A 16,355-nucleotide genomic window follows, 5' to 3' on the forward strand; every position below is an offset into this window, starting at 1 on the left:
AAAATCAGGCATCCGAAAGCTGAAACCCAAAAGCTCAAAGCTCATTGCTCACAGCTAAAGGCTGAAAGCTAATTTTTATAAATGTATTCCGAAACCTGAAATCCGATGACCGAAAGCTGAATCCCAGAAGCTCAAAGCTCATTGCTCACAGCTAAAGGCTGAAAGCTAAAAGCCCAATTAACTATGAAAAACCTATTGGCAGGATTATTTTTTGCGATGCTTTGGGCATCGGCATCAGCAGCGACGAAAATTGGACTTTTGTCGGCTCAACCGCTCGTAATCGGCAATTGCCGATTTTTTTTAGCAGGTTTCTTGATGTTAGCTTATACGCATATCATTCAGAAAAGCCCCTTGCCCAAAGGAAAAGAATGGCAACAAATTGCAATTTATGGCTTTTTAAACGTTACTATATATTTGGGATGCTTTGTATTGGCAATGAAACACGTTTCTGCGGGCATTGGAAGTTTATCAACAGCTACCAATCCTTTGATTATTAGCGTACTTTCGGCGTTTTGGTTAAGTCGTCCTGTAAAGAAAACCGAAATTTTGGGTTTGATTTTGGGCATTACAGGCGTTGGCGTTGCTACTTATCCACTTTTACAAAAAAGCTTTGCTGATGTAGAAGGTTTATTGATTTTGTCGGCAAGTATGATTTCCTATTCTGTTGGTACGGTGTATTATTCTTCACAAAAATGGCAATTACCTTTACTGACTATCAACGCTTGGCAAGTACTTATTGGAGGCGTTTTTATGTTGCCGATTACTTTTGTTTTTACCGATTGGACACACAATGTTTATGACCTTCGTTTCTGGTTATCAGTATTCTGGTTGGTGATTCCCGTGTCTATTGGGGCAGTGCAATTATGGCTATACTTACTGAAAATAGATGCCGTAAAAGCTTCACTTTGGCTGTTTTTATGTCCTATTTTTGGTTTTATTTACGCCTCTGTCATCCTCGACGAACCCATTACGCTTTATACATACATTGGTACTTTTTTGGTAATTGTCGGATTGTATTTGGCACAGCGTGAAAAACTAAAATCCTGAATAAATTGATTGCTTGGCTAATTTCTTGTATTTTGGTATAAAATAATCCGAGATACTTTATGCTTTTAACCACTTTCTTATTGAGAAATTTATTAAAAATTTGCTTTACTTGTCTTTCCCTTTTTGCTTGTAATTTCTTTGATACAACAGCAAAACTGTTTGGCGACGATGCTTGGAAAGACTATACTTGCGATACCACTCAGTCGGTTAATGACTTAAAAATCTATACTTTAGCACAGCCTTATTATTTGTCAGACACTTTATTGAAGCAAAACTTGAAAGTCCGAAACGTATTTGTGGCTCTTACTGATACCAAAGGAAATATCAAAGTAGCCTCATTAGAAAATGATAGTTTAGATTTGAAAAATAGGTTTGGCTTTTCAACTTTTCAACTTACATGGGAAGAACAGAATTATTTATCAGCCTTAATCAAACAACCTGATTATTTATATACCCGTTGGGAAAAATTACTTTCCGACGACAGAAGTACTTTTTTAGCGAAGCGAGATAGTATTTTAGCAGAAATGCGAAAGCATCATCATACTGTAAAAATTACTTCTGATTTGCGTTCAATGGCTCATCAGTTGAAGTATTTAGGACGAAATCGCACGGCTACGCCAGTTTCTATGCACAATTTTGGTTTGGCGGTTGACATTGGTATTTTTAAAAGAAGAGGTCGGATGTCGAACAATTTAGCTTATTATCGTCCTTTGGATAGTCTTACAAAAGCGATGGGACTTACTTGGGGTGGCAATTTTGTCGGTTTTGTTGATTCTGGACATTTTCAATTATATAAAAATGGAGCAGAATTATTAAGAAAACATCCCGAATTGGTTTTTGAATTTGAGCCTTACCGTCCGCAATACAACGCTTGGATGAAAAAAATGATTGAGGCAGGCAAAGAAGAAAAAGCAGGCGATACACGAGAATTATTACTTGAACTCAATAAATTAAAAAAAGACCAGCCTTGTCAGTGTATGAATGGCAAAGCTATTTCGCCAAATGTTTTGATACAAAAAATTCAAGAAACATTAAGTACAGTAGTTGATTATCAGAAAGAAAACGACTTACTTTTGGTCGGAGATTTAGCCAGCCAAAGCGTTTCATTAGTTAATGCAAATACTACCAGTACTTTTCCTTTAGGTTTGTGGAAATAGGGTTTTATTAAATATGAGATAGCTTTCAGCTGTCTGCGGTCAGCAATCAGTAATCAGAGGTCGGCTGTCGGCAGTCAGAAATCGGCAATCTGAAATCCGAAGACCGAAATCCGAAACCCGAAATCCCAATTCCGAAATCCAGTATTGACAACTCTTCATTCACAACTCACAATTCCTCATTCCTTATGACAACCCCAAAATTCCCTTATATCGTAAAATTCGCCTTTGCACTTCTCAGCGTTACGCTTTTGGTGTATTGGTTAAAAGTATTAGAGGATATTCTTGTGCCGCTATTTATTGCTGTGATTTTGGCAATGGCTATATTTCCCATTTCAAATTGGCTTGAAAAAATTGGTTTAGGAAGAGTATGGGCTGTCACTTTTGCACTAATTATTTTTGTTTTATTCTCAGTCGGAATTATCTGGTTAGCTTCCTCAGAAATTGCCAGTTTTAGTGAGATTTTCCCTCAACTTGAGGAACGCTTTAGACATTTGTTTCTCCAAGCACAACGCTGGACGGAGGATACTTTTCATGTAGGAAGAAGAACCCAAAATGCTCGTTTACGTCAGTATGGTACAGGCATACTCAGTAGCGGAGGAACGGTGTTTACTTATGCACTTTCTGTAACAAGTAGTATGCTGGGCAATTTAGCTCTGATTCCCATTTATATGTTTTTCTTTTTGTATTATAGAGATTTCTTTCGCCTCTTTTTTTATAAAGCTTTCAAAAACACTCGTAAATATACGATTGATACTGTTTTAACGAAGATTTATGAAGTCGTTCATAGTTATCTCAAAGGACTCATTACCGTTACAATTATTGTTGGTACTTTAAATACTTTGGGTCTATTGGCATTAGGAATTGATTATGCTGTTTTTTTCGGATTTTTAGCAGCAGCACTCTTAGTAATTCCTTTTGTGGGTATTCTGATTGGCTCAATACTACCAATTGTTGTGGCTTTGGCAACCAAAGACTCCCCCATGTATGCAGTAGGTGTGGCAGCAGTTTTTACTTTTGTTCAGTTTTTAGAAGGCAATTTTATTACACCACAAGTAGTAGGTTCTAAGATCAGTATCAATGGCTTAGTGGCAATTATTGCTTTGATTTTGGGTTCTGCTTTGTGGGGAATTGCAGGCATGGCTTTGTCTTTGCCAACAGTAGCAATTTTAAAAGTAATATTCGATTCCGTACCAGATTTAAAACCCTTTGGCTACCTTTTGGGTGAACCAGACCATACTCGTTATCTCAACGAAAAGAAAAAGAAGATGCACGATTTTGTGCCAGAATTAGTAGAAACAATCGCCGAAACTACTGAAGACGTTAAATCTTTAGTAACAGGAAAGAAGAGAAAGTAAGATTTTATAGTATGTTTTTTACTTGATTTGCTATTGATTATCAGTTGTTTAGTGTTTGTTTTGCTTTTAAAGTACAAAAATCAAAGCTAATAGGGCTTTAAAATACGTTTGTATAGTATAGTCATTACAAATTAAACGAAATAAGTCTATGAAAAACGTAAGCAGATTCAGATTACACCTTATGGTACTTGTATGTGGTTTGATGCCTTTGTCATTGAAAGCCCAAGAAACCAAAAGCGATACCATCAAGAGGGTTGTAGTAGTGGAGGTAGATACCGTAGTAAAAGGCGTAAGGCCGAGTGTATCGCCCGAAAAGCAGGTAGAAGTAGTGCAGGTAGTAAATCAACCAGCAAGGTATTCTCAGAATGTATTTGAAAGAGGTTCTTTGATAGTGGACGGTGGGATTGTCTATCAAAGTAATCTTTTACCCGTCATGTTTGCAGGAGAATTTGGACTTGGCAGAAGGTTTGGGATAGAAGCCAGAACTTGGTACGGTAACAGAACAAAAAATGGTACAAAGTATGAAGATGGCTTTTTGGGCGTGGGTTTAAACTACCATTTTATCAACCAAAAAAGTGATGGCAAACCAAGTAAATTAGATTCGTACTTGGGGGCGATGTACGGTAAAATTTTAGATGATTCGGGTTCGGCTTTTTATTTACAAACAGGAGCGAGGTACTTTATTTTTAGAAATTTAGGAGCTTTTGCCAACTTGAATGTAGGAGTAGCAGGAAAAAGAGGGGCAAATTTATCCTTTGGACTTAGCTATCGCATAGATTAGAGATAGTTTTTGTTATTTTGCAGAAATTTGGTCGAAAGGTAATTTTAGCAACAAGAAGAAATGGGAAGAATATTAGCCATAGATTATGGTAGTAAGCGAGTAGGAATGGCAGTAACAGACCCGCTCAAAATCATTGCTTCGGCTTTAGACACAGTGCATAGCAAAGACGTTATCGAGTACCTGAAAAAATATTTCCAAAAAGAAGAAGTAGAAGCGATTGTGGTAGGAATGCCCGTGAATCTCGACGGAGCAGATACCAACAATACCCCACAAGTAAAAGGCTTTGTGAAAGGTTTAAAGAAGACTTTTCCAGAAATGCCTATCCACTTGCACGACGAGCGTTTTACTTCATCAATGGCACTAAGTACTATGATTTCGGGCGGTTATTCTAAAAAAGACCGAAGAGAAAAAGGCAATATTGATAAAATATCAGCCACCATTATTTTACAATCGTTTATGGAAAGTAAAGGTATGTAATCATGAATAATCAAATTAATTGTATTTCTTCAGGCAATAGGCTGTAAGCCATAAGCAAAACACTTTTTATCATAAAAAAATATAAATTTTGCCTATTGCCTAAAGTAATATTACGAATCACTCCTTAAATCAAAGCCAAAACAATCAATATGAATCTTTACGGTCTGATAGGTTATCCACTTGGACACTCATTTTCTAAAGGATATTTCACAGAAAAATTCCAGCAATTAGGCATTTCAGAAAATCACACTTACGAAAAATTTGAATTAGCAGATATTCAAGACTTCCCAGCTTTGTTGAAAGAAAACGCAGGTTCACTAAAAGGACTAAATGTTACGATTCCACACAAGCAAAATATCATAGCATTTTTGGATGCAGTGGACGAAGGAGCTTTGAAAATTGGGGCAGTGAATACCATTAAAATAATGCCCGACGGTTCTACCAAAGGCTTTAATACTGACTATTGGGGTTTTAGATGGACTTTAGAAAAGTGGGCAGAGTTTCAAGAAGTAAAACCTACCAAAGCACTGATTTTGGGTAAAGGCGGAGCCGCCAAAGCAATCATTCAAGCCTTAGAAGATTTGGGTTTAGCCACACAATACGTTTCTCGCAAAAAGGAAGAAGATACAATTACTTATGAAGAATTAACGGAAGAAGTAATGAAAGAACATCTTTTGATTGTGAATACCACTCCATTAGGAATGTACCCCAAAACCGAAAACTTTCCAGCCATTCCTTATTCATTATTAAGCGACCAACACTTGTTGTACGACATTGTATATAATCCATTAGAAACCACTTTTCTAAAGAAAGGATTAGCACAAGGAGTAAAATCAGTTCATTTTGGTTTAGAAATGCTTCACGGACAAGCCGAAAAAGCTTGGGAAATTTGGGGCGAATAAGCCTAAAAACGTAGGTCGGGTTTTTAACCCGATACTAAATTACTGATGTAGTTACTCAAAGTATTTTCTATTTTAGTAAATTTCAAAAAAACTCAAGAAGATTTTTTTGAAAAGCTATATAAGTTAAGAGACTTATAAGACTTATGTGCTTGTAAGTCTTTTTTTATGTTTTGTTAAATGTTTATAAAATATTTTTTTTGTAATTGCTTGACATACAATGTATATTCACATATACTTGTTAAGTGTTAATTTAATACTTGTTAAATCATAAACTGTAAAATAAATGTCAGAAGCAAAATTTAACCATTATGATTTAAAGTTAGTTGAACCTGCTTTTAATTCTTCACTTACCGATTTGGTGATTGAGCTTGATTACCTACGTAAAAAATCACTTGGAGGTTCAACACATCCTAAAGTGTTTTTCCAGCTAAAGCATATCTTTCACACATTGGAAAGTATTGGTTCAGCACGAATTGAAGGAAACAATACAACCATTGCTGAGTATATTGAAACAAAACTAATAGAGACTAAAACCGTTCCGCAAGGAATTAAGGAAATTCAGAACATTGAAAAAGCGATGGCTTTTATCGAAGAAAATGTAGAAGATTACCCAATCAATAGATTTTTTATTAGTGAAATGCACAAGATGATTGTTGACGGTTTACTTCCTCCACCAAATGGTGAAGGCGACTACACACCTGGCGAATACAGAAAAGTAAATCTGAAAATTCAAAAATCAAGTCACCAACCTCCCGATTTTCTAAAAGTTGAAGAATACATGACTGAATTATTCGACTTTATTGCTAAGGAAGACAGTCCTAAATATGATTTAATAAAAGCTGCAATTGCACATCACCGTTTTGTTTGGATTCACCCATTTGGCAATGGGAATGGTAGAACTGTTCGCTTGTTTACTTATGCAATGTTGGTCAAAACAGGCTTTAATGTTAATGTAGGCAGGATTATTAATCCTACGGCTGTTTTTTGTAGTAATAGAAATGATTATTATTCAAACTTATCGGAAGCCGACAAAGGAACAGAAGCTGGTTTATTAATCTGGATAGAGTATGTTTTGAAAGGACTAAAAGAAGAAATTGAGAAGATAGATAAATTATCAGATTACGATTTTTTGCGGAAGGAAATTTTACTTCCTGCAATTGCTCATTCATTAGATAGAAAATATATTACCGATAACGAAGCAAAAATTTTAAAGAAAGTAGTAGAGAAACAAGTGGTTCAGGCAGGTGACTTAAAAGCATTTTTTATTGGTAAAGTTGATGCAGAAGTATCAAGGCAAATAAGGAAATTGGTAGATAAAAAGATGCTTATCCCTGAAAAGGATGGAACAAGGAAATATGTCATACGCTTTGATAACAACTATCTTTTGAGAGGTATCATTCAGTCTTTAGGAGAAAAAGGATTTTTACCTGTACATGATTAAAATAAAACCGTAGGGCGAGTTTCCAACTCGGCCCTCTCAAAACTCATGGCATGACTCAACAATTATTTGTATCAATAAAACACACCCTCAGTCATGCCATGAGTCACAAAATACGAAACCTAATCCAACAAAACCGAGTCTTAACTCACAATTTCTGTATTTCATCTCCATTTATGTGAGTAAGAAGCCAGTTTTTCAGAGTACCAGCTCACAAAAACTGTATCAGCAGCCACAAATCCAGCCTTGTAAATCAACATTTCTGAATAGCGACTCGCTTTTTCTGTATTGGTACTCTGAAAAATTGAGTTGGAATGCGGTTTGTGTGAGTTAAGGCTCTGATTTTATGCTATTACACCTATTTTATGTTTATATGGTATCAATTTAAAATTTAGTTTCCGTAAAAAAATTACGGCAATGATAATTGCTTTTATATCTTTGTACAAAACAAATGAAATATCATGTTGATAAAATTTTCAGTATCGAATTTTAAGAGCTTTAATAATGAGTTCATATTTGATTTACAAGATACAAACGGCTACGAGTTTAATAAAACAAGCGTTAAAGACGGTATTGTAAACAATGCACTGATATATGGTCATAATGGTGTTGGAAAATCGAATTTAGGTCTTGCTCTTTTTGATATTATCGGACATTTAACCGATTCAAATACCAATGAATCAGAATATTATATCTACTTAAATGCACTTAGCAAGGCTGAAACCGCTAAGTTTAAATATGAATTTTTGATTGACTCAAATGTGGTTATTTATGAGTACCACAAAATCAATCGTAAAACAATTATCTACGAAAAATTTACAATTAACGGGAAAGAATTAGCTTATATTGATAGAAATATAAGCGATGAAGCCAGAGTAAGTTTACGTGGTACAGAAAACTTAAAGACAGCATTAGCCAACAAAGAATTATCGCTTTTAAAATACATTAAAAATAATTCGGTGTTGGAAAAAAACATAGAAAACGAGACCTTTCTGCATTTTTTCCAGTTTATTGAGGGGATGCTTTTCTTTAGGTCGATACAAGGAAATATGTTTTTGGGTGTAGAATCTGAAAAGATAGTATTGGCTGATGATATTATCAAAAAAGGGAATGTTTCTGATTTTGAAATATTCTTAAATAAAGCTGGTGTAGAGTGCAAGTTGTTGGTTGTCAAAGAATTTGATAAAGAGATTCTTTCTTTTGATTTTGAAGGAAAACCTATTCCTTTTTTTCAGATTGCTTCGCATGGAACAAAAGCTCTTACGCTTTTTTATTTTTGGTTACAACGACTGAGAGAAAAATCAAAAATTTCATTTCTATTTATTGATGAATTTGATGCTTTTTACCATCACGAGCTATCAACCCTCATTGTTGAGGAACTAAAAAAAACAGGCGTTCAGTTTGTGCTAACTACCCATAATACTTCTAATATTTCCAACGATTTATTAAGACCTGATTGTTATTTCTTGATGTATAAACAATCCATAAAATCATTGGCGAGAAGTACTTCTAAAGAGTTGAGAGAAGCACATAATATTGAGAAAATGTATAAAGCAGGTTCATTCGATGTCAAATAAAATATTGTTTGTGTTTGAAGGGGAGAAAACCGAAAAGCAAATTACAGATAATCTCCAGAAATATTTCGTTAGTGAAAACTCAATCATTCACTGTGCCTATTGTGCTGATGTCTATCAGCTTTACGAGCAAATCAACGAAGATGAAGATTTGGATACTTTTCAACTCTTGAAAGAGCGAGGACAAAATGAAAAAGTACTCTCTGAATATAAAAGAAGCGATTTCGCCGAAATCTATTTATTCTTTGATTATGACGGACACGCAACCTCGGCTGATGATGATAAAATTGAAAGAATATTAAGTTTTTTCAATGAAGAAACTTCTGTTGGTAAAATGTATATTAGTTACCCAATGGTAGAAGCTTTAAAGCATTGTTCAGATGAAATTGATTTTAGAAAATTAAAAGTAGAAGCCAAGAAAAATATTAGCTATAAACAGCTTGTAAACAGCGAGGCACATAAAACACTAAAGCAAATAACAAAATATACCAAAGAAATTTGGATTCAATTAATTGACTTACACGTCGGGAAAATGAATTATATTTTCCGAAATAATTTTTCTATACCTTCCGAAATGATATTTCAAAATGCTATTTTTCAAAAACAAGTTGAAAAATATATTAAGATAGATTCAACGGTTGCGGTTTTAAGTGCCTTCCCAATTTTTCTATTTGATTACTATGGAAGTAAATACATTTCAAATTTGCTTTCAGATAGTAAAATTCCGTAGAGCAAGCTTCCAACTCGGCCCTCTCAAAACTCATGGCATGAACAACAATTCTTCCTCAGTTATGCCATGAGTCACACAATACGAAACCTAATACAGCAAAACCGAGTCTTAACTCACAATTTCTGTATCGCATCTCCAATTCTGTGAGTAAGTATTCAGTTTTTCAGAGTAGCTACTCACAAAAACTGTATCAAGCAGATACAAATCCAGCCTTGTAAATCAACATTTCTGTATAGCGACTCGCTTTTTCTGTATTGATACTCGGAAAATGTGAGTTGGAATGCGGTTTGTGTGAGTTAAGGCTCTGAAATATTGCCTTAACCCAAATCCGAAATCACAAATCCAAAATCCAACCTCCCTTCCGTCAGTGTGTCAGGCGTTCTTAGAACGCAACCGAGTCCGTTTACAAAAGGGCTAGTGCTATACAGAACATGCAACATGGAAAATATAAAATGCGTTGCATTTTTGCAATGTAACATTGCTGTACACACTGACGTAGTGGAAAACACTACGCCAAGCGAGGGTTAAGACTCTGAAATATTGCCTTAACCCAAATCCGAAATCACAAATCCAAAATCCCAAACCCCTTCCATTCTGATAAAAACCCTTCCAAAATGGAAGGGTTTTTTTATTGTCCCAAAATAAGCTCGAATCTCTATTCTATTGATTTTCAATAAGTAACATTCGTTTCTTTTTTCTTGGCTTATATTTTGGCATAAGGTCATCGAACAAATAATTAAAACGATGATAACAATCCTTCTTTTACTCGCTGGGCTTTTGTGCTTTGCTTTCTTTTTTAAAGCCATTGATTTTTTTGAAAACATTTAACCTTCAACGAATCGAATGATTCTTTTATAACCATGATGACAGCCCTCTTTGCTCTATCTATTGCCGTGTTTGGCTACTTGTGTTATGTTTTGTTAAAACCTGAAAAATTCTAAAAAATGAATACTGAAATTTTAGGAGTAATCCTCACGTTTATCCTCACCGTCGTTTGTGCTATTCCGTTGGGGAAATATATCGCCAAAGTTTTCGGTGGAGAAGCTACTTTTCTGGATGCCGTTTTTAATCCTATCGAAAAACTTTTCTTCCAAATTTCGGGCATCAATCCCAAACAGGAAATGACTTGGAAGCAACATCTTACGGCTCTGCTAACCATCAATTTACTCTGGTTCTTCTGGGCAATGTTTATTTTGATGAACCAAGGCTGGTTGCCGTGGAATCCAGACGCAAACCCTTCGATGTCGGCAGATTTGGCTTTTAATACTGCCATTTCCTTTTTATCGAATACCAATTTACAACATTACTCTGGCGAAAGTGGCATGTCGTACTTAGGACAAATCGCTTGTTTGACTTTATTTCAATTTATCTCCGCAGGAGCAGGAATGGCAGTTTGTGCGATGGTTTTTAATGCCATGAAAGAACGTACTACCGACAAATTAGGCAACTTTTACAATTACTTTTTGAAATCTTGTACTCGCATTTTATTGCCACTTTCATTAGTCGTTGCTTTGATTACTCTTTTCAACGGAACGCCTATGAATGTAGAAGGAAAAGCTTCTTTTGTTTCAATGCAAGGCGATACTGTACAGGTTTCTCGTGGCCCAGCCGCTGCGATGATTGGCATTAAACAAATCGGGACAAATGGCGGTGGTTACTTTGGCGTAAACTCTGCTCACCCACTCGAAAATCCCAATTACCTAACCAATATTGTAGAAGTAGGCAGTATTTTATTGATTCCGATAGCGATGGTTTTTGCTTTGGGCTATTATCTGAAACGTAAAAAATTAGCCTACACCATTTTTGGTGTAATGACGTTAGGATTCCTTTTGTTCTTGATACCTTCTATTTATTTAGAAATGAATGGCAATACCGCCATTGAGCGTATGGGAATTACCCAACAGCTTGGTAGCATGGAAGGCAAAGAAGTACGTTTTGGTTCTGCCGCTTCTGCCTACTGGGGTATATCCACTACGGTTACTTCAAATGGTTCTGTCAACGCCATGCACGATAGCTTTACGCCACTGACGGGAATGTTTACGCTCTTGGGTATGATGATTAACGCTTTGTATGGCGGAGTTGGCGTTGGTTTTCTTAATTTCTATGTTTTTATCATCATAGCCGTATTTATTTCTGGCTTGATGGTAGGGCGTACTCCTGAATTTTTAGGTAAAAAAATCGAAGCAAGAGAAATGAAAATCGCTACGATTATCGCTCTACTGCATCCGCTGATGATTCTGGGAGCTACGGCTTTATCGTCTTTCATTTTTGTAAAAAATCCAGAGATTGGTTGGTTGAATAATCCTTCTTTTCACGGATTTTCAGAAATGTTGTATGAATATACTTCTTCAGCAGCCAACAACGGTTCGGGCTTTGAAGGCTTGGGTGACAATACGCTTTGGTGGAATATTAGTTGCGGTATCGTGATGGTACTGAGTAGATTTTTACCCATCATCGGGCCAGTAGCCATTGCAGGAATTTTAGCCAATAAAAAATACATTCCCGAAAGTGCAGGTACTTTAAAAACCGACACAGGTACTTTTGGTTTGATGGTCTTTGCCGTAATTTTTATCGTAGCAGCCCTGTCATTCTTCCCAGCACTGACATTGGGGCCGATTGCAGAATTTTTTAGCTTATAGCTGTAAGCTTTGAGCTACGAGCTGTGAGTAGTGAGATTTTTAGAAATAAACACTCAAAGTCCAAAGCTCAAAGCTCATAACTCACAGCTCAAAGCTTACATCTCATTTCTCATATCAAAACTCAAAGCTGATAGCTCAATGCTCACAGCTTAAAGCTTACTCTCATGAAAACCCAACCAACTTCGCTTTTCCAAGCGGATTTAGTGAAAGAAGCCTTCGCTGCTTCATTTGTAAAACTAAATCCAAAAATAATGTTCCGAAACCCAGTGATGTTCACGGTTGAATTAGGAACGCTTGTGATGTTATTCGTTACGATTTATAGCATCAATCATACAGACCAAGGTTCATTTACTTATAATCTAACGGTTTTAATCATCTTATTTTTCACGCTATTGTTTGCCAATTTTGCCGAAGCCATCGCCGAAGCACGAGGCAAAGCTCAAGCAGATTCTTTGCGTAAAACTCGTGAAGAAACACCTGCAAAGCTTATCAAACAAGTAGGTGAAATGTATTTAAACGAAATTCAAATCGTCAATTCCGCCCAACTCCGTAAAGGTGATGTATTTGTCTGCGAAGCAGGTGACACAATCCCTACTGATGGCGAAATTATCGAAGGTTTAGCAACCATTGATGAATCTGCGATTACGGGCGAATCTGCTCCAGTCATTCGTGAGTCGGGTGGCGATAAATCTTCGGTAACGGGTGGTACAAAAGTACTTTCTGATAAAATCAAAGTAGTTGTTACGACCGAACCCGGCGAGAGCTTTTTGGATAAAATGATTGCTTTAGTAGAAGGTGCTTCTCGCCAAAAAACACCGAATGAAATTGCTCTTACGATACTCTTGGCAGGTTTTACTTTAATTTTTATCATTGTTTGCGTAGCCCTAAAACCTTTTGCAGATTACGCCAATACGCCGATTACGATTGCCGCTTTTATCTCACTTTTTGTCTGCTTGATTCCTACCACAATTGGCGGTTTATTATCTGCAATCGGTATTGCTGGAATGGACAGAGCTTTGCGTGCTAACGTAATTACAAAATCAGGGAAAGCCGTAGAAACGGCAGGCGATATAGATGTGTTGTTGTTGGATAAAACGGGAACAATTACGATTGGAAACCGAAAAGCAACCAATTTTTACGCAGCCAATGGCACTGATAACAAGACTTTTATGAATGCCGTAGTATTAAGTTCATTAGCAGATGATACGCCCGAAGGAAAGTCTATTATTGAGTTGGCAGGTAGTCACGGATTGAAGATTCCAGTACTACAAAATGATGTTGAACTGATAAAATTCACCGCAGAAACTCGTTCGTCGGGTGTGAATTTAGCGAATGGTATTCGTATTCGTAAAGGTGCTTTTGATTCTATGAAAAATCTTGCAGAAAGTGCAGGCAATTCTTTCCCAACCGAAATTGCTGACAAAGTAAAATTTATTGCCAGTAATGGCGGTACGCCTTTGGTCGTAACTCAAAATGAAAAAGTATTGGGCGTTATCGAATTGCAAGATATTATTAAAGTAGGTATTCAAGAACGTTTTGAACGTTTGAGAAAAATGGGCATTAAAACGGTAATGGTAACGGGTGATAATCCTCTGACAGCCAAGTATATTGCCGAAAAAGCAGGCGTAGATGATTTTATCGCTGAAGCAAAACCAGAAGATAAAATGAACTATATCAAAGCCGAACAAGCCAGTGGAAAATTGGTAGCGATGATGGGCGACGGTACAAACGATGCACCAGCTTTGGCTCAGTCCGATGTAGGCGTAGCCATGAATTCTGGAACGGTGGCTGCCAAAGAAGCGGGAAATATGGTGGATTTGGATAATGACCCAACAAAATTGATTGAGATTGTAGAAATCGGTAAACAATTATTGATGACTCGTGGTACGCTTACTACTTTTTCTATCGCCAACGACGTAGCCAAGTACTTTGCCATTGTGCCAGCTTTGTTTATTGCCAGTATTCCAAGTTTGCAAGGCTTGAATATTATGCACTTACATTCGCCCGAAAGTGCTATTTTATCGGCTGTGATTTTCAATGCCCTTATCATTCCTGCTTTGATTCCTTTGGCTTTGCGTGGTGTTGACTATAAGCCTATCGGAGCGAGTGCTTTGTTAAGAAGAAACTTATTGATTTACGGACTCGGCGGTGTGATTATTCCTTTTATCGGTATCAAAGTACTTGATTTGGCGGTGGGAATGTTTTTCTAAATCGGTTATCGGTTATCGGTTATCGGTTATCAAGGAGTTCTTTTGAGCTAAAAAGTTCCCAAATTAAGAAAGTTTATTAAAGTAATATACGGTTAACTATTAACAGATAACAATTAACGGTTAACCGATAACAGACAAGAAGATGAAAACTCAATTTTTTCCAGCACTTAAACTCACTTTGTTGTGTGTATTGCTATTTGCTTTTGTGTATCCTTTAATTGTGTTGGGTTTTGCTCAACTTGCTCCTGATAAAGGAAAAGTTACTTTTGTGAAATACAAAGGTAGAGTTGTTGGAGCAGCCAATATTGGTCAGAAATTCGATCAAGATCAGTATTTTAATGGTCGTCCTTCGGCGGTGAATTATAATGCTGCTGGTTCTGGTGGTTCAAACAAAGGAACTACCAATCCTGACTATTTAGCACAAGTACAAGCTCGTATTGATACTTTTTTAGTACATAATCCAACAGTACCCAAAGCAGAAATTCCTTCTGAATTAGTAACGGCTTCTGGCAGTGGACTCGACCCACACATTTCGCCAAAAGCTGCTTTGGTACAAGTTGACAGAATTGCTAAAATCAGACATTTATCGAAAGAAAAATTAATCGATTTAGTGAATGCCCAAACCGAAAAACAACTTTTAGGCTTGTTCGGAACAGAAAAAGTAAATGTGTTGAAATTGAATATTGCTTTGGAAGCTGTGAATAATTGAGTGAACTCACTAAAGACCTCACCCCCAACCCCTCTCCTGTTGAGAGGGGAGCTTTGGGAACTAAAAAAGCCCCCTCTTTGCAGGAGAGGGGGTTGGGGGTGAGGTCTTTTCCTAAAGAACATTTGGTTGTTACATCCTTTTTGTACAGCCTCGCTTGAGTCTCAACTCTAAACCTATAAAACTATGAGATAAAACAATTCACAAAAACAATCTCATATCATGAAAACCATTTATTTAACATTAATTGCCTTGTTCTTTTTCCAAGTCAATATTTTTGGACAAACTGAAAGTAAACCAAGTATTACTTGGTCGGGTTATTTGGAAACATATTATGTTTATGATTTCAATCAACCAGCTAATCATGAAAGACCAAGCTTTTTGTACAATCATAATCGACATAATGAGTTGAATCTCAATCTCGGTTTTATCAAAGGCACTTATCTTTCAGCAAACACACGAGCGAATTTAGCTTTGATGACTGGTACTTATGCCCAGTACAATTTGGCAAGCGAACCTTCACTTTTGCAACACGTTTTTGAAGCGAACGTAGGAGTGAAACTTTCAAATAAACAAAACCTTTGGTTGGATGCAGGCATTATGCCTTCTCATATTGGTTTTGAAAGTGCCATTTCAAAAGATTGTTGGACGCTCACCAGAAGTATTTTGGCGGAAAATTCACCCTATTATGAGTCAGGAGTGAAAATTACCTATATCAATGCAGACAATCGTTGGACGCTTTCAGCTTTGGCATTGAATGGTTGGCAACGAATCAAACGACCAGATGGAAACCAAACGCTGGCTTTAGGAACGCAAGTACAATTTAAACCGAATGAAAAAACCACACTGAATTGGAGTACTTTTATCGGAAATGACAAACCAAGTAGCCAAAAGCAAGAGCGTTATTTTTCAAATCTTTATGGTATTTTTCAACTGTCTTCAACATTGGGTTTGATAGCAGGATTTGATTATGGTTTAGAACAAAAAGCGGTGGCTTCGTCTGAGTACAATACTTGGTATAGTCCTGTGGCAATTTTAAAATATACCGCAAATACAAAATGGTCAGGAGCGGTACGCTGGGAGTATTATCAAGATAAAAATGGCGTAATTATCGCCACTAACACGACAAATGGCTTTCAAACAAAAGGCTATTCATTGAATATCGACTATAAAGTAAATGACAATCTACTTTGGAGAATAGAAGGGAAGTACTTAGAAAGTAAAGACAATATTTTTATAAAAGAAGGAAAAACGGTGAACAATAATTTCTCACTGAATACTTCAATGGCTGTTCAGTTTTGAGCTTTGAGCGACGAGCTATGAGCAGTGAGCTTTACTA

Annotated in this window: 14 protein-coding genes; all 14 read left to right on the forward strand. The window is 36.5% G+C overall.

Features of this window, described 5'->3' with window-relative positions:
* Nucleotides 1-183 precede the first annotated feature (183 nt).
* The 14 genes from VB248_RS03865 (at nt 184) to VB248_RS03925 (ending at nt 16,318) form a co-directional block, all read left to right on the forward strand.
* Nucleotides 184-1,047, forward strand: a complete 864-nt coding sequence (locus VB248_RS03865) for a DMT family transporter (RefSeq protein WP_323295420.1) — start codon at nt 184-186, stop codon at nt 1,045-1,047.
* Nucleotides 1,048-1,106: 59 nt separating this feature from the next.
* Nucleotides 1,107-2,204 carry a M15 family metallopeptidase gene (locus VB248_RS03870; RefSeq protein WP_323295421.1) on the forward strand — a complete coding sequence of 366 codons (1,098 nt, stop codon included), beginning with the start codon at nt 1,107-1,109 and terminating at the stop codon, nt 2,202-2,204.
* Nucleotides 2,205-2,389: 185 nt separating this feature from the next.
* Entirely contained in the window at nt 2,390-3,559 is a 1,170-nt protein-coding gene (locus VB248_RS03875; protein ID WP_323295422.1) for an AI-2E family transporter, read from the forward strand.
* 148 nt (nt 3,560-3,707) lie between these two features.
* Nucleotides 3,708-4,340: a hypothetical protein gene (locus VB248_RS03880; protein WP_323295423.1), complete on the forward strand. Its 633-nt coding sequence runs from the start codon at nt 3,708-3,710 to the stop codon at nt 4,338-4,340.
* A 60-nt stretch (nt 4,341-4,400) separates the two neighbouring features.
* Nucleotides 4,401-4,817, forward strand: coding sequence for a Holliday junction resolvase RuvX (ruvX, locus tag VB248_RS03885; protein WP_323295424.1), 417 nt, complete (start codon nt 4,401-4,403; stop codon nt 4,815-4,817).
* A gap of 149 nt (nt 4,818-4,966) precedes the next feature.
* The gene (locus tag VB248_RS03890) at nt 4,967-5,719 is read left to right on the forward strand and encodes a shikimate dehydrogenase family protein (protein ID WP_323295425.1); all 753 of its coding nucleotides are present in this window, start codon (nt 4,967-4,969) and stop codon (nt 5,717-5,719) included.
* 283 nt (nt 5,720-6,002) lie between these two features.
* Entirely contained in the window at nt 6,003-7,160 is a 1,158-nt protein-coding gene (locus VB248_RS03895) for a Fic family protein (protein ID WP_323295426.1), read from the forward strand.
* A gap of 458 nt (nt 7,161-7,618) precedes the next feature.
* Entirely contained in the window at nt 7,619-8,734 is a 1,116-nt protein-coding gene (locus tag VB248_RS03900) for an AAA family ATPase (protein ID WP_323295427.1), read from the forward strand.
* Entirely contained in the window at nt 8,724-9,461 is a 738-nt protein-coding gene (locus VB248_RS03905; protein ID WP_323295428.1) for a hypothetical protein, read from the forward strand. The genes VB248_RS03900 and VB248_RS03905 overlap by 11 nt, the downstream gene beginning before the upstream one ends.
* Before the next feature lie 863 nt (nt 9,462-10,324).
* Nucleotides 10,325-10,402 (forward strand): K(+)-transporting ATPase subunit F, encoded by a 78-nt coding sequence (gene kdpF, locus VB248_RS22570; RefSeq protein ID WP_407652867.1) that lies wholly within the window; start codon nt 10,325-10,327, stop codon nt 10,400-10,402.
* A gap of 3 nt (nt 10,403-10,405) precedes the next feature.
* Nucleotides 10,406-12,100, forward strand: coding sequence for a potassium-transporting ATPase subunit KdpA (gene kdpA, locus VB248_RS03910; protein ID WP_323295429.1), 1,695 nt, complete (start codon nt 10,406-10,408; stop codon nt 12,098-12,100).
* A 164-nt stretch (nt 12,101-12,264) separates the two neighbouring features.
* Nucleotides 12,265-14,310 carry a potassium-transporting ATPase subunit KdpB gene (kdpB, locus tag VB248_RS03915; protein WP_323295430.1) on the forward strand — a complete coding sequence of 682 codons (2,046 nt, stop codon included), beginning with the start codon at nt 12,265-12,267 and terminating at the stop codon, nt 14,308-14,310.
* Nucleotides 14,311-14,452: 142 nt separating this feature from the next.
* Nucleotides 14,453-15,019 carry a K(+)-transporting ATPase subunit C gene (locus VB248_RS03920; protein ID WP_323295431.1) on the forward strand — a complete coding sequence of 189 codons (567 nt, stop codon included), beginning with the start codon at nt 14,453-14,455 and terminating at the stop codon, nt 15,017-15,019.
* 219 nt (nt 15,020-15,238) lie between these two features.
* A complete protein-coding gene (locus VB248_RS03925; protein WP_323295432.1) occupies nt 15,239-16,318 on the forward strand; it encodes a porin in 1,080 nt (359 codons plus the stop codon).
* Nucleotides 16,319-16,355 lie beyond the last annotated feature (37 nt).

The organism is Arcicella rigui, assembly GCF_034929435.1.
GTDB classification, from domain to species: Bacteria; Bacteroidota; Bacteroidia; order Cytophagales; family Spirosomataceae; genus Arcicella; species Arcicella rigui.

Coding starts and splice junctions, on each gene's coding strand:
- VB248_RS03890 (WP_323295425.1), top strand. CDS start 4,967: ATGAATCTTTACGGTCTGATAGGTTATCCACTTGGACACTCATTTTCT.
- VB248_RS03865 (WP_323295420.1), top strand. CDS start 184: ATGAAAAACCTATTGGCAGGATTATTTTTTGCGATGCTTTGGGCATCG.
- VB248_RS03900 (WP_323295427.1), top strand. CDS start 7,619: ATGTTGATAAAATTTTCAGTATCGAATTTTAAGAGCTTTAATAATGAG.
- ruvX (WP_323295424.1), top strand. CDS start 4,401: ATGGGAAGAATATTAGCCATAGATTATGGTAGTAAGCGAGTAGGAATG.
- VB248_RS03895 (WP_323295426.1), top strand. CDS start 6,003: ATGTCAGAAGCAAAATTTAACCATTATGATTTAAAGTTAGTTGAACCT.
- VB248_RS03870 (WP_323295421.1), top strand. CDS start 1,107: ATGCTTTTAACCACTTTCTTATTGAGAAATTTATTAAAAATTTGCTTT.
- VB248_RS03875 (WP_323295422.1), top strand. CDS start 2,390: ATGACAACCCCAAAATTCCCTTATATCGTAAAATTCGCCTTTGCACTT.
- kdpA (WP_323295429.1), top strand. CDS start 10,406: ATGAATACTGAAATTTTAGGAGTAATCCTCACGTTTATCCTCACCGTC.
- kdpB (WP_323295430.1), top strand. CDS start 12,265: ATGAAAACCCAACCAACTTCGCTTTTCCAAGCGGATTTAGTGAAAGAA.
- VB248_RS03880 (WP_323295423.1), top strand. CDS start 3,708: ATGAAAAACGTAAGCAGATTCAGATTACACCTTATGGTACTTGTATGT.
- VB248_RS03925 (WP_323295432.1), top strand. CDS start 15,239: ATGAAAACCATTTATTTAACATTAATTGCCTTGTTCTTTTTCCAAGTC.
- VB248_RS03920 (WP_323295431.1), top strand. CDS start 14,453: ATGAAAACTCAATTTTTTCCAGCACTTAAACTCACTTTGTTGTGTGTA.
- VB248_RS03905 (WP_323295428.1), top strand. CDS start 8,724: ATGTCAAATAAAATATTGTTTGTGTTTGAAGGGGAGAAAACCGAAAAG.
- kdpF (WP_407652867.1), top strand. CDS start 10,325: ATGACAGCCCTCTTTGCTCTATCTATTGCCGTGTTTGGCTACTTGTGT.